The sequence below is a fragment of the Halobacillus sp. B23F22_1 genome (assembly GCF_043497005.1).
Lineage (GTDB): Bacteria > Bacillota > Bacilli > Bacillales > Halobacillaceae > Halobacillus_A.
Window position 1 is genome coordinate 357,688 of the sequence record NZ_JBIEKE010000002.1, and the last position, 20,384, is coordinate 378,071.

A 20,384-nucleotide genomic window follows, 5' to 3' on the forward strand; every position below is an offset into this window, starting at 1 on the left:
AACTGAAAATAGAGTTGACTCTTGCTAAAACGTGCACAATCATGTACGATAAAATTGCGCAAAAAATTGCAGGGTGTGAAAACTATGAAAAGAGTATTAATTGTAGGAGCAGGTAAAGGCGGTACAGCGCTTATGAAACTGTTAAGTGAAACAGACAAATTAAGAGTGGTAGCTGTAACCGACGTAAACCCGTACGCCGTCGGACTTAGTAAAGCAAAATCATTAGGCATTCCTACGGGAGATGACTGGCGGTCATATATACATAAAGATATTGATATTGTAATTGAAGCTACTGGCAAAGAAGATGTTTTTGAACAAATTCGAGAAGAACGTCCTGCGCATACTGTTGTAATTCCAGGTGCAGTGGCTTATATTACATCAGAACTTTTAGAAGAGAAAGAAACACTGCTGAAAGAATTTAAACACCAGACGAATAACCAGGAGCTAATTCTTAACAGCATACATGATGGCATGATTGTAATTGGTGATGATGAGCGTGTATCTTTTTTAAATAAAAGTGGGGAAAAAATACTAGGTAAGGTCCGTTCAACGATTATTGGTAAAGACGTAAGAGAAGTTATCCCGGCATCAGGGCTGCCACAGTTACTAGAGACTAAAACGAAAGAAATAAATCAAGAGTTAGAATTGGAAAATGGAAAAAAAGTTATTACAACGCGCATTCCATTAATTGGAGCAGATGGTGAGCCTGTGGGTGCTTATGCTGTATTCAAAGATATTACTGAAGTTGTTGAATTGGCGGAAGAAATTACAGATTTAAAAGAAGTAAAAACAATGCTTGAAGCCATTATTCAATCCTCGGATGAAGCAATTTCTGTGGTCGATGAAAATGGAAGCGGTTTAATGATAAATCCTGCATACACCCGAATTACTGGCTTGGAAGAAAGCGAGGTTATAGGTAAGCCTGCCACGGTAGATATTTCCGAAGGTGAAAGTATGCATATGAAAGTGTTGAACACAAGACGTCCAGTACGTGGTGTACGGATGAAAGTAGGACCTGCGAAGAAGGATGTTCTCGTTAACGTTGCTCCAGTGATTGTCGATGGAAAAGTGAAAGGAAGCGTAGGAGTATTACACGATGTTACAGAAATTCAATCATTAACAAGTGAATTAAAACGAGCCAGACAAATTATCAGAAGTTTAGAAGCTAAATATACATTTGCGGATATTACAGGGGATTCTCAAGAACTCACCATTGCATTAGAACAAGCAAGAGTGGGAGCAAAAACACCTGCTACAGTATTGCTAAGAGGTGAATCAGGGACGGGTAAAGAACTATTTGCTCACGCGATTCATAATGAAAGCAATCGGCGTCACAATAAATTTATTCGAGTGAATTGTGCATCTATTGCAGAGTCGCAGTTAGAAAGCGAATTATTTGGTTATGAGGATGGAGCTTTTGAAGGTGCAAAGCAGGGCGGCAAGAATGGTTACTTTGAAGAAGCGAATCATGGAAGTATTTTTTTAGATGAGATTAGCGAACTTACGTTGCCGATGCAAGCGAAGCTTCTACGAGTTTTACAAGAGAAAGAACTCGTCCGCGTTGGGGGCACGAAGCCGGTCGTAGTTGATGTGCGAGTCATCGCTGCCACAAATATTAATTTAGAAAAAGCTATTATGCGTAAAACGTTTCGAGATGACCTTTATTATCGTCTTAACCGGCTGCCCATTTATATACCCCCTCTCAGAGAGAGAAAAGAGGACTTGTCCCCTTTAATCACTCATCTAATACAGAAATTGAACGAAGATTATGGAAGAAATGTACGGACGATTGACGATGAAGCTTTTGAAAAGCTTGAAGATTACGATTGGCCTGGTAATGTTCGAGAGCTTGAAAATGTAATTAGCCGAGCCATGATTTTTATGGAGCACACAGAAGAAGTAATTCGTAAAAGTCATATTCCTACCTTATTAAAATCAGAAACGAATCATTATGGGGAAGAAGCGGCCTGGCAGAGGTCTAGCCTCCAAGAAGCTGTGGATGATTATGAGAAAAGTTTATTAACGGATGCGTTTAGGACGCATAATTTTAATAAAACGAAAACGGCTAAAGCATTAGGTATCTCAATCAGAAATTTATATTATAAGCTAGAAAAACACCAATTGGACAAAGATGATCTGCAAGGATTTTCATAGTATGCAAAAAAGGAGTGGTGAGTATGAAGTCGCTTGACGAACTTATCACCAATTTAAAACACCAGAAGTCTAATAAAGTAGCGGTCGCACAAGCAGCTGATAAAGAAGTTCTCTTAGCTGTAAAAAAAGCTGTTGACTTACAGTTAGCTACCTTTATTCTTACAGGGGATAAGGAAGAGATTCAGCGTCTAGCTGGAGAGGTGAAACTTAATGTTCACGCAGGAGACGAGATTCAAATTATTGATTGTTTAACTGAGGAAGCATCATTCGAAGCAGTTAAAGCAGTTAGTATAGGTACAGCTCAAGTAGTTATGAAAGGGAATGTGGATACCAAAGCGCTGCTAAAAGCCGTGCTCAACAAACAGGATGGATTGAGAACGGGGAAAATTTTATCTCATGTAGCTCTTTTTGAAATTCCCGGTCAGGAACGATTAATATTTTTAACCGATTCAGCAATGAATATAGCACCCAACTTAGAAGAGAAAGTTCAAATTATTAAGAATGCAGTTGATGTAGCAATAGGAAGTGGCTGGGTTATGCCAAAGGTAGCTCCTTTAGCAGCAGTTGAAGTTATTAATCCCTCGATGCAGGCAACTATAGATGCCGCTACTCTTACACAGATGAACCGGAGAGGACAAATAAGCGGTTGTATTGTAGATGGACCTTTGGCTTTTGATAACGCTGTAAGTAGTATCTCAGCGGAACAAAAAGGCATCAAATCTGAGGTAGCCGGTAAGGCAGATATATTGATGGTACCTTCAATAGAAGTAGCCAATGCACTTTATAAATCCTTTATGTACTTTGCTCACGCTAAAGTTGCCGCAGTAATTAGTGGTGCAAGTGCACCAATTGTACTGACTTCAAGGTCGGACACATCTGAAAGTAAAGTATATTCACTAGCATTAGCGTTACATTCAAGCAAATAGTAGGAGGAATTGGATATGGAAATTTTTAAGTATATGAGCAAATACGATTATGAACAATTAGTCATGTGTCATGATGAATCCTCTGGTTTAAAAGCCATTATCGCCATTCATGATACAACGCTAGGACCCGCACTGGGTGGAACGCGTATGTGGACTTATGCCAGTGAAGAAGAAGCAATAGAGGATGCTTTGCGTTTAGCTAAAGGAATGACATACAAAAATGCTGCTGCTGGTCTTAATCTTGGGGGAGGAAAAACTGTTATTATCGGTAATCCTCGCGAAGATAAAAATGAATCCATGTTCCGTGCGTTTGGCCGTTACATTCAAGGTTTAAACGGAAGATACATTACAGCAGAAGATGTAGGCACTACTGTACAGGACATGGATTTAATTCATGAAGAAACAGATTACGTAACTGGAATTTCTCCCGCTTTCGGGTCTTCTGGAAACCCTTCACCAGTAACTGCTTACGGCGTATATCGAGGGATGAAAGCAGCGGCAAAAGAAGGGTTTGGCAGTGACTCTTTAGAAGGAAAAACGGTGGCAGTGCAAGGAGTTGGAAATGTAGCCTACCATTTATGCCGTCACCTTCATGAAGAAGGAGCACATCTCATTGTTACAGACATTAACGAAGAAGCTGTGCAAAAAGCTGTTGAGGATTTCGGTGCACAAGCAGTAGGGATTAACGAAATTTACAGCGTTGATTGCGATATTTACGCTCCATGTGCACTAGGTGCTACAATTAATGATGAGACGATACCGCAAATTAAAGCTAAAGTCATTGCAGGGGCAGCGAATAATCAACTTAAAGAAACAAAACACGGGGACATCCTTCATGAAAAAGGTGTCGTTTATACTCCTGACTATGTTATAAATGCAGGTGGAGTAATAAATGTAGCAGATGAATTGAACGGATATAATAAAGACCGGGCTATGAAGCGCGTAGAGACCATTTATGATAACGTAACAAGAGTTTTTGAAATCGCCCGGCGCGATCATATTCCTACTTATAAAGCAGCGGATCGGATGGCAGAAGAACGTATAGAGTCCATGCGTCAATCTCGCAGCCAGTTTCTACAAAATGGTCATCATATTTTAAGCAGAAGATAGGCATCGGAGGGTAAAAGATTTTGGAGATACATCGAATATTAGTCATTAACCCTGGGTCAACTTCAACGAAGATTGGAGTCTTTGACAATGAAGAGGTAATTTTTGAGAAAACGATGCGTCATTCACATGAGGAGATCAATCAATATAACCATATCATTGAGCAATATGATTTTCGTAAATCCGTTATATTAAAAGAGCTGGACAATGCGGAAATTAACATTCAATCTTTGAGTGCAGTCTGCGGACGAGGTGGTTTACTGCGACCGATAGAAGGTGGAACATATGAAGTAAATGAGGCCATGCTGGAAGATTTAAAAAATGGCTATAATGGAGAACACGCCTCTAACCTTGGTGGAATTATTGCCAGCGAGATTGCTAAAGGTCTCAACATAGACGCTTATATTGTGGATCCCGTTGTCGTAGATGAACTTCAAGATATCGCGCGAGTTTCAGGAGTTCCTGAAATCCCGAGAAAAAGCATATTTCATGCCTTAAATCAGAAAGCTGTAGCTAGAAGAGCATCAGAAGATCTCAGAAAACCTTATAGTAAATCTCGATTAATTGTCACTCACATGGGTGGAGGTATTACGATTGGGGCGCACGCGGAGGGACGTGTGATTGACGTGAATAATGGACTTCATGGAGATGGTCCCTTCTCTCCAGAACGTGCCGGCACAGTACCAGCTGGTGATCTTGTATCTATGTGTTTTTCTGGCCGCTATTATAGAGATGAAATCATGAAAAAACTTGTTGGACAAGGCGGATTAATGGCCTATCTTGATACGAATGATGGCTTAGAAGTAGAAAAAATGATTGAGCATGGTGACAAAAAAGCAAAACTGGTTTATGAGGCGATGGCTTATCAAATTTCTAAAGAAATAGGCAGTATGAGTGCAGCACTTGAAGGGCGCGTCGATGCTATTGCTTTAACAGGCGGCTTAGCATATGGAAAAGGATTTACTGATGAAATATCCAAAAGAGTGAGCTGGATTTCAGACGTATTAATCTACCCGGGGGAAAATGAGTTAGAGGCTTTAAATGAGGGAACTCTCCGCGTGCTGAATCGAGAAGAACTGCCAAAGCATTATCCAAATTTTGCTGAATAAAAGGAGTCGTTTAGAATGGCAGAAGAGTATGACTTAGTCGTATTAGGCGGTGGCACAGGCGGTTACGTAGCTGCTATACGTGCTTCTCGTTTAGGATTAAAAGTGGCTGTAGTTGAAAAAAGAGAATTGGGTGGCACTTGCCTGCATCGTGGTTGCATTCCTTCTAAAGCGCTGCTCCGAAGTGCGGAAGTATTCCGCCAGACAAAAGAAGCAGATGAATATGGTATTGAAACATCATCTCCTAAACTTAACTTTCTTAAGGTACAAGAGCGTAAACAATCTATAGTAGATACCTTACATAAAGGCGTTCAAGGATTGATGAAAAAAGGGAAAATAGATGTATATGAAGGATTCGGCCGAATCTTAGGTCCTTCTATTTTTTCGCCATCGGCTGGAACGATTTCAGTTGAATTAAATAACGGGGAAGAAAATGATATGTTAATACCCAAAAATGTATTAATTGCAACTGGCTCAAGTCCAAAAACACTCCCAGGTTTAGAGATTGACGGAAAGTATGTGATGTCCTCAGATGAGGCACTCACTATGGAAGAACTCCCTAATTCCGTTATAATTGTAGGCGGCGGTGTTATCGGTATTGAATGGGCATCGATGCTGGCTGATTTCGGGGTAGACGTTACCGTCCTTGAATATTTACCTCGTATTTTACCAACAGAAGACGAAGACGTATCAAAAGAAATGATAAAACAGCTGAAACAAAAAGGCATTACCTTTGTAACTGATGTAAAAGTGCTGCCAGAAAGCTTAAAGGTGGAAACGCAGGTTGCTATACAGGGAGAAGTTAACGGAGAAACAAAAACGTTTCAGGCTGACCGCATGCTTGTATCAGTGGGACGTGCAGCTAATGTGACGAATATAGGACTTGAGAATACGGATATTGAAGTGGATAACGGGGTAATTTTAACAAATAAATATTATCAAACAAAAGAATCTCATATTTACGCGATAGGCGATGTAATTGGCGGGATGCAGCTGGCCCATGTCGCTTCCCATGAAGGAATAACAGCGGTGGAACATATGGTTGACAAGCACCCGCATGTTATGAATTATGACCAGGTACCAACTTGCATTTATTCGAGCCCGGAAGCAGCAAGTGTAGGGTTAACGGAAAAACAGGCTAAAGAAGAAGGATACAGCGTCAAGGTTGGAAAGTTTCCATTTAAAGCGATAGGGAAAGCTTTAGTTTATGGAGAAACGGAAGGCTTTGTTAAAATAATTGCCAATAAAGAGAATGATGATCTGCTTGGAGTGCACATGGTCGGACCGCATGTCACAGACATGATCTCGGAAGCCGGACTTGCTAAGGTTCTCGATGCTACACCTTGGGAAATTGCAGAAAGTATACATCCACATCCAACGCTATCAGAGGCTATCGGTGAGGCAGCATTAGCTGTAGATGGTAATCAAATCCATGGATAATTAACAAAGGAGGAATTCCTGTGGCTGAGAATCGTCATAAAACGTTAGGGTTAAGTGATGACGAAGTGCTGGACATGTTCCGCACGATGTTATTAGCAAGAAAAATTGATGAAAGAATGTGGCTTCTAAACAGAGCTGGTAAAATCCCATTCGTAATTTCATGTCAAGGTCAAGAAGCCGCTCAAGTAGGAGCATCTTTTGCTCTGGATCGGGAAAAGGATTATGCCCTTCCTTATTATCGGGATATGGGGGTGGTTCTTGCTTTTGGTATGACAGCAAAGGACTTAATGCTTTCTGGATTTGCGAAGGCGGAAGACCCAAACTCAGGCGGACGCCAAATGCCGGGACACTTCGGTCAAAAGAAGAATCGTATTGTTACAGGTTCTTCTCCTGTTACAACGCAAGTTCCACATGCAGTGGGGATTGCGCTGGCTGGAAAAATGGAAAATAAAGACTTCGTCTCTCTTGTCACATTCGGAGAGGGATCTTCTAACCAGGGTGATTTTCACGAAGGGGCAAATTTTGCTGGCGTTCACAAATTACCAGTAATTTTTATGGTAGAAAACAATAAATATGCCATTTCTGTTCCAGTTTCTAAGCAGTTAGCTTGTGAAAATGTATCTGACCGAGCTGTAGGTTATGGAATGCCAGGACATACAGTCGATGGAAACGACCCTTTAGCTGTCTATGAAGTCGTTAAACAAGCAGCTGATCGTGGAAGAAATGGTGAGGGGCCAACTTTGGTTGAAGCTGTTTCCTATCGTTTAACCCCGCACTCCAGCGATGATGATGATCGAACTTACCGTGAGCGTGATGAAGTGGATGAAGCGAAAAAGAAAGACTCCATTGTTACGTTTGCTCAATACTTAAGAGAACACAACATATTAACTGAAGAAAATGAAAAATCATTAAATGAAGAATTAGATCAGTTAGTAAATGAAGCTACGGATTATGCAGAAAATGCAGCTTATGCAGAAGCTGAATCCGCACTGCATTATGTTTACGAAGAGTAAGGAGGGGGAGAAGGTATGCCGGTAATATCATATATTCAAGCTGTAACTCAAGCTTTGAAGGAAGAAATGCAGCGAGATGAGAGAGTTTTTGTTTTAGGTGAGGATGTTGGAAAACGTGGAGGTGTTTTCCGTGCGACTGATGGGTTGTACGAAGAATTCGGTGAAGCCAGGGTACTAGATACTCCGCTTGCTGAGTCAGCTATTGCAGGAGTGGGAATCGGCGCTGCAATGTACGGAATGAGACCGGTCGCTGAAATGCAATTTGCTGATTTTATTATGCCTGCTGTAAACCAAATCATATCCGAAGCAGCAAAAACACGCTATCGTTCTAATAATGACTGGTCGGTTCCAATGACTATCCGTGCGCCTTATGGCGGCGGTGTTCACGGAGCCCTGTATCATTCGCAGTCTGTGGAGGCTGTATTTGCTAATCAGCCTGGCTTGAAAATAGTTATGCCTTCAACTCCATACGATGTTAAAGGCTTACTAAAGGCCTCTATCCGTGACAACGATCCTGTTCTATTTTTTGAACATAAAAGAGCGTACCGTTTAATTAAAGGTGAAGTTCCTGATGAGGATTACACGCTGCCAATAGGGAAAGCTGATGTTAAACGCGAGGGTTCAGATATAACAGTAATCACTTATGGACTTTGTGTGCATTTTGCTTTGCAAGCGGCAGAAAAACTCGCAGACGAGGGTATAGAGACGCATGTGTTAGATTTAAGAACAGTCTATCCGCTCGATCAGGAAGCTATCATTGAAGCGGCTTCTAAAACTGGGAAGGTATTGCTCGTTACAGAAGATAACAAAGAAGGCGGAATTATATCAGAAGTTTCAGCGATCATCAGTGAAAATTGCTTATTCGATTTGGATGCTCCGGTAAAACGTTTAGCAGGTCCGGATATTCCTTCTATGCCTTATGCACCTACAATGGAAAAATACTTTATGATGAATCCTGATAAAGTCGAGAAAGCGATGCGTGATTTAGCGGAATTTTAATATAGAGGAGGCGTTCCCATGGGGTTAGAAAAGATTAATATGCCTCAGCTCGGGGAAAGTGTTACAGAAGGTACGATAAGCTCTTGGCTCGTACAACCCGGTGATGAAGTAAATAAATATGATCCAATTGCAGAAGTAATGACAGACAAGGTGAACGCAGAAGTACCATCATCCTTTACAGGCACGATAAAAGAACTTGTCGCACAGGAGGATGACACTATTGCAGTGGGCGAGCTAATGTGCTATATCGAAATTGATGGAGCTGGCAGCCCAGAGGAAGCACCGGTTGAGAAGGAAGTAGTAGAAGGGGAGAAGCCATCAAACTCGTCTGCATCTGCTTCACCCCCTGAACAGAGTAAGAATGCAAAAAGCGATGACAAGACTAGTAAGAAACGTTACTCTCCAGCGGTAATGACTCTTGCACAAGACAATAATATTGATTTAAATCAAGTTGAAGGTTCTGGACGAGGCGGTAGAATCACTAGAAAAGACATTGAAAAAATTATTCAAAGCGGTGATATTCCGACTGCTTCTTCCTCAGTGCATGAGCAATCGAAAGAAAACAATCGTTCGGAATCAGCTGAAGCTCAAACAGCGGGCGTACAAACCGCTGAAGGAGATATTGAAATTCCGGTTACTGGTGTAAGGAAAGCCATTGCCCAGAATATGGTTAAGTCCACCACTGAAATCCCTCATGCTTGGATGATGGTAGAAGTAGATGTCACCGGATTAGTAGAGCTTCGTAATTCTATTAAACAACAGTTTAAAGAAAAAGAAGGATACAGTTTAACTTTTTTTTCCTTTTTCGTAAAAGCAGTGGCGCAAGCCTTAAAAGAATATCCGCAGTTAAACAGTACGTGGGCCGGTGATAAGATTATTCAGCGAAAAGCAGTAAACTTAAATATAGCTGTTGCGAAAGAAGATGAACTTTTTGTGCCGGTTATTAAAGATGCAGACGAAAAAAGCATTAAAGGAATCGCTAAAGATATTACTGTCTTAGCTTCAAAAGCACGTCAAGGCAAGTTAACTTCAAAGGATATGGAAGGTGGCACCTTTACAGTAAATAACACAGGCTCTTTCGGTTCTGTACAGTCGATGGGTGTTATTAACTATCCACAGGCAGCCATTCTTCAAGTAGAATCTATAGTTAAAAAGCCAGTTTTTCAGGACGGCATGTTCGGAGCCCGTGATATGGTTAACCTTTGCCTCTCTCTTGACCACCGAGTGCTGGATGGTTTGGTGGCAGGTAATTTCTTAAGACGTGTTAAAGAGATACTTGAAAAAATGACGAAAGACAATACTTCCGTTTATTAATACTAGCCCCTGGTTTCTACCGGGGGAATTTTTTATTGGTTTCTTAGAATTGAAAGGCTGTATAAATATTGATAAACTATTGATAGCACTTATAGAAAAGGGGCCGAATGATATGGATTTCAATATTTTTATGAATGACGTCGTTACAAAAGCACGTGAAGAAATTACGCAGGCAGGGTATACAGAATTAACAACTAAAGAAGAAGTTGATGAAGCATTAAATAAAGAAGGTACTACTTTAGTGATGGTTAACTCAGTGTGCGGGTGTGCAGGCGGTATAGCTCGTCCAGCTGCTTCTCACGCTATTCATTATGATAAGCGTCCGGATCAGCTTGTAACGGTATTTGCAGGACAGGATCGTGAAGCAACAGAAAGAGCACGTGAATATTTTGAAGGATTTCCTCCATCCTCTCCATCTTTTGCCTTGCTGAAAAATGGTAAAATCCACGCGATGGTTGAACGCCACGACATTGAGGGCTTTGAGCCAATGGAAGTCATCGCGAAACTACAGCATCAATTTGAGGAATATTGTGAGGAAGTGTAAGCAAAAACTAGTAGAAATTGAGGATCTTTGTTATGCAAAGGTCCTCTTTTGTGTAGAATTGGTTAATTTGAGGTGGAATTACCGTTGAAGATTGGGTATCGTACGATAAAAACAGCTGTAGGCACACCATTTGCGATATGGATTGCTACTTTATTGAACTTAGAGAATTTTGCTTCGGCAGGTATTCTGACAATTTTGTGTATACAAATTACAAGGAAACGATCGATGTTATCCGCGTGGCATCGGTTTGCTGCCTGTATGATTGCTATCGTTTTTTCCTTTATTTTTTTCGAGTTAATTGGTTATAACCCTCTTGCCATAGGACTTATGTTATTCGTTTTCATTCCTACAACAGTCTGGCTCAAAATCACTCCAGGAATTGTGACCAGTTCTGTTATTATCCTTCACCTTTTCGTGGCTGAACCCATCGGATGGAACATTATTATAAATGAATTCTTATTAATAATTGTAGGTATTGGAACTGCCTTGCTGCTTAATTTATACATGCCCAGCTTGGAAGGGAAACTGGAGGATTATCAATTTAAGGTAGAAGATAACTTTTCAACAATCCTTAAAGAAATTGCTCGTTATTTACGAGACGGCAATGAAGTGTGGATTGGTAAAGAACTTACAGAAACAGCTTCGCTTCTTGAGGAAGCTAAATCGCTATCTTTCCGTGATGTGGAAAACCATTTATTAAGGACGCACAATAAGTATTACCATTATTTTCATATGAGAACAAAACAATTCGAAATTCTGGAGCGTATACTCCCGCTCGTTACCCGAATTTGGGGTGATAATAAGCATGCTCATGTAATTGCGGATTTCTTTGAAGATTTATCAGAAGCCATTCATCCAGGAAATACAGCCGTCATATACTTGCAAAAGCTAAAAGAAATGAAAGATGAGTTCCGTAATGATGATCTGCCTGCTACGCGGGAAGAGTTTGAAAAAAGAGCGAGTCTTTTTCACTTATTAAATGAAATTGAACAATACTTAATATTTAAACGCTCATTTAAGAAAAGTGATGTATAAGCTCAATTGAATGAGGCATACTTTGAAAAAAGGATGACAGAGATGCCTTTCATGCATATGTTTTATTTCATAGCTGCGTTATTTCTCCCTCCTGCTGTAACTGATGATACATTAGTGATTGTAAATAAATCTTCTAATGAACTAGTGGCTTATCAATATGGGGAGCCGGTCTTTCAATCAGAAGTAGCGACAGGAAAAACAAAGGAATTGACGCCTGAGGGTGAATTTACATTTAAAGTAAAAGCTATTGATCCTTATTATAGGAAGAAAGATATTCCTGGTGGAGATCCGAAAAACCCCTTAGGAAGCCGGTGGATTGGGTTTGACGCAAAAGGAACCGATGGAAGGATCTATGGCGTTCATGGCACTAATGATCCTGATTCAATTGGAGATGCCGTGTCGGCAGGGTGTATACGAATGGAAAATGAAAAAGTTGAAAAGCTTTATTCTTTAGTGGAAGAAGAAACAGATATTGTCATTACTTCTGAAACTGTAGAATTTGAGAAGGTTTATGAGAATTGGGAGAAAGAACAGTTAAAGGAATTATTAGGAGACTAAGCCGAGCGGATGCTCGGCTTTTTTATGTAAAGAAAAGGAGTCTATTGAAAATAGACTCCCTCATTTAGCTTCGTATTATAAAAAGAAAGAAGCGCCAGCGAGAAGAGAAGATAGGAACATAGAAAGGATCATTAGGTAGATAATGAACTTCATACGTTTCTCTCGTTTAGACTTTTTCTTTTTTGCTGGTTCATTTTGATTAGCCAAGGTTTAGTAACCTCCTTCATTTCCTACTACAAACATTTTAAATGATATCAAAGAATTGGACAAGGGAGAGAAATGAATTAAAATAGTATTATGAATTCTACTAATTTTTTGAAACGTAAGCGCTTTATTTCTGGTATGCTTACTATAGAAAGATTACTAGAGGGGGTCAACACATGGGGAATTCAACAGATTTTCAACAAGGAAAAGAGAAGTGGGAAGCAGATGTTCAAAAAGCAAGCCAACGTTTCCCGCAACGAAAGAAGCAATTTGTAACGAGTTCTGATATTAAAATTGATGCGTTGTATACACCAACTCAAGAAGAAAAACTCTCCTACGAAAAAGAATTAGGGTTTCCAGGGCAGTATCCCTATACCCGGGGAATACAGCCTACCATGTATCGCAGTCGATACTGGACGATGAGACAGTATGCAGGATTCGGGTCCGCTAGTGAAACGAATAAAAGATTTCGATATTTACTTGCCCAAGGGCAAACCGGGCTTTCTGTTGCATTTGACTTACCTACTCAAATCGGGTACGACTCTGATGACCCGATGGCCGAAGGTGAAGTAGGGAAAGTGGGAGTAGCGATTGATTCACTTAAGGATATGGAAGTTCTTTTCGATCAAATTCCTTTAAATAAAGTGAGTACTTCGATGACAATAAATGCTCCCGCCTCTATACTGCTGGCTATGTATATTGCTGTAGGTGAAAAACAGGGGGTAAAAGCGGAGGAATTAACAGGCACCATCCAAAATGACATTCTTAAAGAATATATTGCAAGAGGTACATATATCTATCCTCCTAATCAGTCGATGAGATTAATCACTGATATTTTTGCTTATTGCCAGGAGAACTTACCGAAGTTTAATACCATTAGCATTTCTGGTTATCACATTAGAGAAGCTGGTTCAACGGCTGTCCAAGAAGTAGCTTTTACAATTGCAAATGGTATTGCATATGTAGATGCCGCAATTGAAGCTGGTTTAAAAGTGGATCAGTTTGCCCCGCGGTTAGCTTTTTTCTTCAATGCTCATAATCAATTTTTTGAAGAAGCAGCAAAATACCGTGCAGCTAGAAGAATATGGGCTAAGATTATGAAGGAGCATTACCAAGCTTCAGATCCTAAAAGCTGGAAGATGAGATTTCATACTCAAACGGGCGGTAGTACATTAACAGCTCAGCAGCCAGATAATAATATCGTCAGGGTCACTCTTCAAGCTTTAGCAGCAGTAATGGGTGGAACCCAAAGTTTGCACACGAATTCTAAGGATGAAGCACTCGCTCTTCCAACTGAAGACTCAGCCAGAATTGCTCTTAGAACACAGCAGATTATAGCACAGGAAAGTGGTGTGGCTGATACCATTGACCCTCTTGCCGGATCCTATTATGTAGAAGCACTGACAGATGAAATTGAAAAACAAGTAAATGAGTATTTGACTCGTATCTCTGACATAGGCGGAGCGGTTAAAGCTGTGGAAGAAGGGTATATGCAGCGTGAGATTCATCAAGCTGCTTATGACGCTCAAAAAAGAATTGAATCGAAAGAAGATATCATCGTGGGGTTAAATGAGTATAAAGTGGAAGAAGAAATCAATCCCGATTTATTAAAAGTAGATGAAAAATTAGAGGAAAATCAAATCGAGCGAACGCAGCAAGTACGAGAGACAAGAGAGCAACAAAGAGTAAAAGAATGTCTAGAATTGCTAAGAAAAGCCGCAAGTACGAACGAAAACGTAATGCCTCATATCGTTGAATCAGTGAAAGCTTATGCCACTGTAGGAGAGATTGCAAACGTTCTCAGAGAGGAATTTGGAGAATATACGGCAATGTAGGAAGGATGACAAAATGATGAAACCTATTCGTGTATTAATCGCTAAGCCAGGTTTAGATGGCCATGATCGTGGAGCTTTAATCATTGCACAGGCTTTAAGAGACCATGGGATGGAAGTAATTTATACTGGGTTAAGGCAGTCACCCGTGCAGATTGCAAGAGCAGCTGTACAGGAAGACGTTGATGTAGTGGGTCTCTCTTCTTTATCAGGAGCTCATAAATCTTTATTTCCTAAAGTAGTGGAAGCTTTGGCAAATGAGCAGGCAGCAGATATCCCGGTAATAGGAGGGGGAGTAATTCCAGCAGAAGATATTCCATTTCTTGAGGAAAAAGGTGTCACTAAGATCTTTACTAGCGGAGCACCTACGAATGCGATAGCTGTTTATATTAAACAGCTAATGAATCATGAAACGGTAGGACCACCTAAGAAAATTGCTCATATAGGAATAGCTGTGGAAAGTTTAGAGATGGCTCTGCCTTTTTACCAAAATACACTAGGTCTATCATTAGAAGCGGTAGAAGAAGTTAGTTCAGAAAAGGTACGAGTGGCTTTTTTACCTATAGGGGATACAAGAATTGAATTACTAGAGCCTACCAGCGATGATTCTCCCATTTATCAATTTATTTCAAAAAAAGGAGAAGGAATTCACCACATTGCATTAGAAGTGGATGATATTTCCCATAGATTGCAACAATATAAAGATGAGGGGGTTGCATTAATTAATAATGATCCTAAACAAGGGGCTCATCAAAGCCAAATTGCGTTCCTGCATCCAAAAGCTGCAAATGGCGTTATGTATGAACTCTGTCAACCCAACCAGGAGGACTGATTGAAATGGATATTTACGATAAAATTAATGAACTCTATGATAAGCGACGGCAGGTACAATTAGGCGGTGGTGACGAACGTATTGATAAGCAGCATGAAAAAGGCAAATGGACAGCAAGAGAACGAATCGATTACTTAGTAGACGAGGGGTCCTTTGTGGAGTTGAATCCATTTATAGAACATCGTCATGACGATTTCGGAATGAACGGAAAAGATGCTCCTGGAGAAGGTGTCGTAACTGGGTACGGAAAAATTGGTGGAAAGTCGATTTATTTATTTGCTCAGGATTTTACCGTATTTGGTGGAGCCCTGGGGGAAATGCACGCGAAAAAAATTGCTGCGGTAATGGATCTGGCGGTGAAAAACGGTACGCCATTTATTGGATTAAATGACTCAGGTGGAGCCAGGATTCAAGAAGGTGTATCCTCTTTAGATGGATACGGACAAGTTTTCTATCGTAATTCTGTATATTCAGGTGTCATACCTCAAATTAGTGTCATCATGGGCCCTTGTGCCGGAGGAGCTGTATACTCTCCAGCGATTACAGACTTCGTGATTATGGTGGAAAAAACTTCACAAATGTTTATTACGGGTCCTAAAGTTATTGAAACAGTTACCGGAGAAAAAATATCCTCTGAGGATTTAGGCGGTGCAGACGTCCATAATTCTCTTAGTGGAAATGCACATATAAAAGCAGAAAATGAAGCAGAAGCATTGGACGCAGTACGTCAGTTAGTTCAGTATTTACCACAGAATAGTAAAGAAAAGCCAGCTATGTTTCAAGTAGATGAATCAGATGATTACCGACCTGACTTAACAGACAAGATTCCTTTTGATCCGATTCGTCCTTATGATGTTCGGACTATTATAGACGAGGTTGTAGACGAGGGATCTTTTTTTGAAATACATGCAGATTTTGCCAAGAATATTGTGGTAGGATTTGGAAGGTTAAAAGGTGAAAGTGTCGGTCTTATTTGTAATCAGCCAAAGTATATGGCCGGGGGGCTAGATATTGATTCGAGTGACAAGGCAGCTCGATTTATTCGATTCTGCGACTCTTTTAATATTCCTTTAATTACTTTTGAGGATGTAACTGGTTTTTTCCCAGGTATTAAGCAGGAGCACGGCGGTATCATACGCCACGGTGCAAAGATTCTTTACGCTTATTCAGAAGCCACAGTTCCTAAACTAACCGTGATAACAAGAAAAGCGTATGGAGGTGCTTATGTTGCCTTAAACAGTAAGTCCATAGGAGCTGACCTTGTTTACGCCTGGCCGAACGCTGAAATAGCTGTAATGGGGCCAGAGGGAGCAGCGAATATCATTTTTGCCAAGGAAATACAAGAAAGTTCAACCCCAGAAGAAACAAGGCAAAATAAAATCAACGAATATCGGGAAAAGTTTGCCAACCCTTATGTTGCTGCAGGGCTGGGGATGATCGATGACGTTATTGACCCACGAGAAACACGTCTTACTCTGATGAAAGCTTTGGACATGTTAAGAAATAAACAAGAAGATCGTCCATATAAAAAACATGGAAATATACCACTTTAATTGACATGAAATAATCGTTCGGCTAACGTACAGAGGGTGGTACGTTTACATAGGAAGGGGTTCTAGTTGTATGGTAATGATTAACAAACAAAGATTATTAGATGAGTTTTTAGAGTTGGTGAAAATTGACTCTGAAACAACACAGGAAGCTGAAATAGCTGAAGTTTTAAAAGAAAAGTTTACCCAGTTAGGACTTGAGGTCATAGAAGATGATGCGAAAGAGAAAACTGGTCATGGTGCGGGAAATTTAATATGTAATTTACAGGGCTCTAATCAAAAGGCAGATATGATTTATTTTACATCTCATATGGATACAGTAGTACCTGGCAATAACATTAAACCTTCTGTAGAAAATGGGTATGTAATTACAGATGGAACAACCATTCTTGGCGCAGATGATAAAGCTGGAATTGCTGCTATTCTAGAAGCGATTAAAAGTCTTAAAGAACAAAACATCGACCACGGGGATCTTCAATTCGTTATCACAGTGGGTGAAGAAAGTGGTCTAGTTGGAGCAAAAGCACTAGAGACCACCCATTTAAAAGCCAAGTATGGCTATGCGATAGACAGTGACGGACAGGTTGGAAACATCATTGTAGCCGCTCCAACTCAAGCTAAAATTTTAGCGAAAGTAAAAGGAAAAACCGCTCATGCTGGTGTAGCTCCTGAAAAAGGAGTATCAGCTATCACGCTTGCTTCTAAAGCTGTAGCTAAAATGCCGCTTGGCCGGATTGATGAAGAAACCACGGCAAACATTGGAAGGTTTGAAGGTGGAAAACAGACAAATATTGTTTGTGATTACGTTGAAATCTTAGCAGAAGCTCGTTCTTTAGTGCCCGAAAAAATGGAAAAGCAAGTTGAAAAGATGAAACAAGCTTTTAATGAAACAGCTGAAGAAATGGGCGGTGAAGTTGAACTTGATGTAGAAGTTATGTATCCAGGTTTTAAGCACGCTGAAGGTGATCAAGTTGTAGAGGTGGCACGAGCAGCCGCGGCTAAAATCGGCCGTGAAAGTGAGCTTTTAACGAGTGGTGGAGGCAGCGATGCCAATATAATCGCTGGATTTGGTGTCCCTACAGTAAACTTAGCTGTAGGTTATGAAGAAATTCATACCACCAATGAACGCATCTCTGTAGCTGAACTCGAAAAAGTTGCAGAATTTATTACCTCAATTATTGTGGAGGCTTCTCAACAATAATACAAAAAACAGCCATGATAAATTCATGGCTGTTTTTATGTTATAATGTGAGAACAACCGTTCTAAAAAAGGAAGGATGACTATGTCGAAGTGGTATCCAAAAAGCGGCCGCGTCATTTTTCACGTGGATATGAACAGTTTCTATGCTTCCGTTGAAATGGCGTTTAACCCTGAGTTAAAGGGGAAACCTTTAGCCATTGCGGGGAATCCAGAAGAGCGGAGAGGGATCGTAGTTACGAGCAGTTATGAAGCAAGAAAATTTGGCGTTAAAACAACAATGCCTGTTGGGGAAGCAAAGCGTTTGTGTCCTGATCTGCTTGTTATGCGTCCAACGTTTGAACGATATCGAACAGCTTCTAAAGAAATATTTAAAATACTAGCTGACGTAACTGATCTTGTGCAGCCTGTTTCTATTGATGAAGGGTACCTTGATATTACTGGCTGTGAAGCTCAAGGGTCTCCACTTAAAATTGCAGACAAAATACAAACAAGAATTAAAGAAGAGTTAGATCTTCCATGCAGTATAGGGATTGCCCCTAACAAATTTTTAGCTAAGATGGCCTCAGATATGAAGAAACCTATGGGCATTACCGTCTTACGTAAAAGGGATTTATCAAAACAGTTATGGATTCTGCCCATTGAAGAAATGTATGGTGTTGGAGAAAAGACAGCTGAGAAATTAAAAAAAGTAAAAATTTATACTATTGGGGATTTGGCGCATCATTCAACTTTTGAATTGAAACAGCTTTTAGGAATAAATGGTGAAAGACTGCAGGATAGAGCAAATGGAATTGATGAACGACCCGTAGACCCAGAAGCAGTTCATGAGTTTAAAAGTATAGGTACATCAACGACGTTAGCACAGGACACGACGGATGATATTGAAGTAAGAAGGATATTTAGGCAGCTGGCTAACAAGGTTGAAACCCGTATGAGAAATAAAGGCGTCGTTGCTAAAAATATTCAAATCACGATTCGTTACCATGATCGAAAAACGATAACACGGAGCAAACAACAATTGGATTTTTTAGAAACGGGAGATGATCTCTTTCAAGTTTCTATGCAGTTATTTGATGAACACTGGAATCAAACGCCTGTGAGACTGCTGGGGATTACGGCTCAAGACTTAGCTGAAAAATCTGAAGTGACACAGCAGCTGGACATATTTAGTTTCGAGCAGTATGCGAGTAAAGAAAAATTGTATAAAGTCATGGAGAATTTAACTGAGAAATACGGAGAGGATACCTTTCGTTCTTTAAAAAACAATCAGGAAGCAAAGGTGACTACAAGTTTTCAAAAAGATTTTTTAGATGATTATAAAAAATAGCAAGCCACCTGTTTAAAAGACACAGGTGGCTTGCTGATTTTAGGGTTTTCTTGAGGTACTGACTGTTTCTTTTTGGCTCGGTAGATTATAGGGAGTTGTAAAGGCTGTAAATAATTGTTCGAACTGATCTAAGATAGCGAGGGCGAGCAAACCATTTCCTTCAGCAGATTTAGGATAACCCAGCGGTATTGTACGTCTTACCAGCTGTGCGTAAAGTTCTGCCTCAGTTAACTGCCTATCGAATTGTTCTTCAGCAATCTTTGTTATTAAAGCTAAAGCACCTGAAACGTGAGGAGTAGCCATAGAGGTGCCTGATAATTTGGCATATTTGCTGTCTAAATAAGTAGATAGTATGTTTACGCCAGGCGCTACAAGGTCTACTTCATCATTTGTGTTACTGAATGGAGCGATTTCTTTATTGAAATTTACTGCACCAACCTGAATGACTTCATTATACGAACCTGGAAAAGCAAGCTCGTCTGTATCGTGACGATCGTCTCCCTCATTTCCCGCTGCACAAACGACAGGTATTCCCTCATCGACAGCTCTCTTGACAGCTTCATAAAGTTCAGGTACATCAGTAGGTCCGCCAAGGGACATAGAGATTGCCCTTACTTTTTCGCCATTCTCACCTTCCCAGTCGATGGCGTAGTGTATTCCATCAATAATCCATTGATAGTCACCGCTTCCATCCTCGCTTAACACTTTGACCACTAAAATATTGGCCGCAGGTGCCACTCCGTAGATACCATCTTCATTGGCTGAAGAAGCAGCAATCGTACCGGCCACATGGGTTCCGTGACCATTATTATCATCATAGTTTTCTTTATCCCCATTGTCGTCGCTTGTGAAATTCCTTCCTCCTACAATACGATCCTTTAAATCAGGGTGATCGATTTGACAACCCGTATCTACTACAGCAATTATGTTACCTTTTCCTTGCTCGGATTTTTCCCATACATCAGGAGCTTGAATCATTTTTACACCCTCAGGTGTTTCAGAGGATACCTCGATAATTTCGTCAATTTCATAAGGGATTAAATGAATTTTACTCATCATACTTCCTCCTTTATAAGTTATACAGCAACGTACAATATTGTAATTTTGCTAGGAGTAAACAGCAGCTCTTCAGGGTCAAAATTGTACATATGGTATAAGTTCCCTTGTTTATATTTGTAAAACGTTGAGAAAGACCTATATTTTTCTATGAAAATAGATGCAGTTTCAGCGATTTTAAAGATA

The 20,384-nt window shown here is 40.3% G+C and carries 18 protein-coding genes; 16 read left to right on the forward strand and 2 right to left on the reverse strand.

Features of this window, described 5'->3' with window-relative positions; genetic code table 11:
• Nucleotides 1-84 precede the first annotated feature (84 nt).
• From ACGTNH_RS09595 to ACGTNH_RS09645, 11 genes are all read left to right on the forward strand, one after another.
• Nucleotides 85-2,154 carry a sigma 54-interacting transcriptional regulator gene (locus ACGTNH_RS09595; RefSeq protein WP_394586493.1) on the forward strand — a complete coding sequence of 690 codons (2,070 nt, stop codon included), beginning with the start codon at nucleotides 85-87 and terminating at the stop codon, nucleotides 2,152-2,154.
• A 23-nt stretch (nucleotides 2,155-2,177) separates the two neighbouring features.
• Nucleotides 2,178-3,080, forward strand: a complete 903-nt coding sequence (gene yqiS / locus ACGTNH_RS09600; RefSeq protein ID WP_394586494.1) for a phosphate butyryltransferase — start codon at nucleotides 2,178-2,180, stop codon at nucleotides 3,078-3,080.
• A 15-nt stretch (nucleotides 3,081-3,095) separates the two neighbouring features.
• Nucleotides 3,096-4,190 carry a branched-chain amino acid dehydrogenase gene (bcd, locus tag ACGTNH_RS09605; protein ID WP_394586495.1) on the forward strand — a complete coding sequence of 365 codons (1,095 nt, stop codon included), beginning with the start codon at nucleotides 3,096-3,098 and terminating at the stop codon, nucleotides 4,188-4,190.
• 20 nt (nucleotides 4,191-4,210) lie between these two features.
• Nucleotides 4,211-5,296, forward strand: a complete 1,086-nt coding sequence (gene buk, locus ACGTNH_RS09610; protein ID WP_394586496.1) for a butyrate kinase — start codon at nucleotides 4,211-4,213, stop codon at nucleotides 5,294-5,296.
• Between the two features lie 15 nt (nucleotides 5,297-5,311).
• The gene (gene lpdA, locus ACGTNH_RS09615) at nucleotides 5,312-6,733 is read left to right on the forward strand and encodes a dihydrolipoyl dehydrogenase (RefSeq protein WP_394586497.1); all 1,422 of its coding nucleotides are present in this window, start codon (nucleotides 5,312-5,314) and stop codon (nucleotides 6,731-6,733) included.
• Between the two features lie 74 nt (nucleotides 6,734-6,807).
• Nucleotides 6,808-7,746, forward strand: coding sequence for a thiamine pyrophosphate-dependent dehydrogenase E1 component subunit alpha (locus tag ACGTNH_RS09620; protein ID WP_394587683.1), 939 nt, complete (start codon nucleotides 6,808-6,810; stop codon nucleotides 7,744-7,746).
• A 15-nt stretch (nucleotides 7,747-7,761) separates the two neighbouring features.
• Nucleotides 7,762-8,745 (forward strand): alpha-ketoacid dehydrogenase subunit beta, encoded by a 984-nt coding sequence (locus ACGTNH_RS09625; protein WP_394586498.1) that lies wholly within the window; start codon nucleotides 7,762-7,764, stop codon nucleotides 8,743-8,745.
• Between the two features lie 18 nt (nucleotides 8,746-8,763).
• Entirely contained in the window at nucleotides 8,764-10,059 is a 1,296-nt protein-coding gene (locus ACGTNH_RS09630; protein ID WP_394586499.1) for a dihydrolipoamide acetyltransferase family protein, read from the forward strand.
• 112 nt (nucleotides 10,060-10,171) lie between these two features.
• The gene (locus ACGTNH_RS09635; protein WP_394586500.1) at nucleotides 10,172-10,603 is read left to right on the forward strand and encodes a BrxA/BrxB family bacilliredoxin; all 432 of its coding nucleotides are present in this window, start codon (nucleotides 10,172-10,174) and stop codon (nucleotides 10,601-10,603) included.
• 84 nt (nucleotides 10,604-10,687) lie between these two features.
• On the forward strand, nucleotides 10,688-11,638 hold the full coding sequence (locus ACGTNH_RS09640) for an aromatic acid exporter family protein (protein WP_394586501.1): 951 nt from the start codon (nucleotides 10,688-10,690) through the stop codon (nucleotides 11,636-11,638).
• A 51-nt stretch (nucleotides 11,639-11,689) separates the two neighbouring features.
• On the forward strand, nucleotides 11,690-12,196 hold the full coding sequence (locus tag ACGTNH_RS09645) for a L,D-transpeptidase (RefSeq protein ID WP_394587684.1): 507 nt from the start codon (nucleotides 11,690-11,692) through the stop codon (nucleotides 12,194-12,196).
• Nucleotides 12,197-12,271: 75 nt separating this feature from the next.
• Here ACGTNH_RS09645 and prli42 read toward each other — a convergent pair whose 3' ends face one another.
• Entirely contained in the window at nucleotides 12,272-12,403 is a 132-nt protein-coding gene (gene prli42 / locus ACGTNH_RS09650) for a stressosome-associated protein Prli42 (RefSeq protein ID WP_229734807.1), read from the reverse strand.
• A 173-nt stretch (nucleotides 12,404-12,576) separates the two neighbouring features.
• Here prli42 and ACGTNH_RS09655 point away from each other — a divergent pair, with 173 nt between their 5' ends.
• The 5 genes from ACGTNH_RS09655 to ACGTNH_RS09675 all read left to right on the forward strand — a co-directional run bounded on the left by ACGTNH_RS09655 (nucleotide 12,577) and on the right by ACGTNH_RS09675 (nucleotide 19,142).
• Nucleotides 12,577-14,235 (forward strand): acyl-CoA mutase large subunit family protein, encoded by a 1,659-nt coding sequence (locus tag ACGTNH_RS09655; RefSeq protein WP_394586503.1) that lies wholly within the window; start codon nucleotides 12,577-12,579, stop codon nucleotides 14,233-14,235.
• A gap of 16 nt (nucleotides 14,236-14,251) precedes the next feature.
• Complete coding sequence (gene mce, locus ACGTNH_RS09660; RefSeq protein WP_394587685.1) at nucleotides 14,252-15,064, forward strand: methylmalonyl-CoA epimerase; 813 nt, start codon at nucleotides 14,252-14,254, stop codon at nucleotides 15,062-15,064.
• Between the two features lie 5 nt (nucleotides 15,065-15,069).
• Nucleotides 15,070-16,617, forward strand: a complete 1,548-nt coding sequence (locus tag ACGTNH_RS09665) for an acyl-CoA carboxylase subunit beta (protein ID WP_394586504.1) — start codon at nucleotides 15,070-15,072, stop codon at nucleotides 16,615-16,617.
• Between the two features lie 76 nt (nucleotides 16,618-16,693).
• Nucleotides 16,694-17,815: a M20/M25/M40 family metallo-hydrolase gene (locus tag ACGTNH_RS09670; protein WP_394587686.1), complete on the forward strand. Its 1,122-nt coding sequence runs from the start codon at nucleotides 16,694-16,696 to the stop codon at nucleotides 17,813-17,815.
• Between the two features lie 82 nt (nucleotides 17,816-17,897).
• The gene (locus tag ACGTNH_RS09675) at nucleotides 17,898-19,142 is read left to right on the forward strand and encodes a DNA polymerase IV (protein WP_394586505.1); all 1,245 of its coding nucleotides are present in this window, start codon (nucleotides 17,898-17,900) and stop codon (nucleotides 19,140-19,142) included.
• 39 nt (nucleotides 19,143-19,181) lie between these two features.
• Here the strand turns inward: ACGTNH_RS09675 and ACGTNH_RS09680 are convergent, their stop codons facing one another.
• Nucleotides 19,182-20,198: a S8 family peptidase gene (locus ACGTNH_RS09680; protein ID WP_394586506.1), complete on the reverse strand. Its 1,017-nt coding sequence runs from the start codon at nucleotides 20,196-20,198 to the stop codon at nucleotides 19,182-19,184.
• Nucleotides 20,199-20,384: the final 186 nt, after the last annotated feature.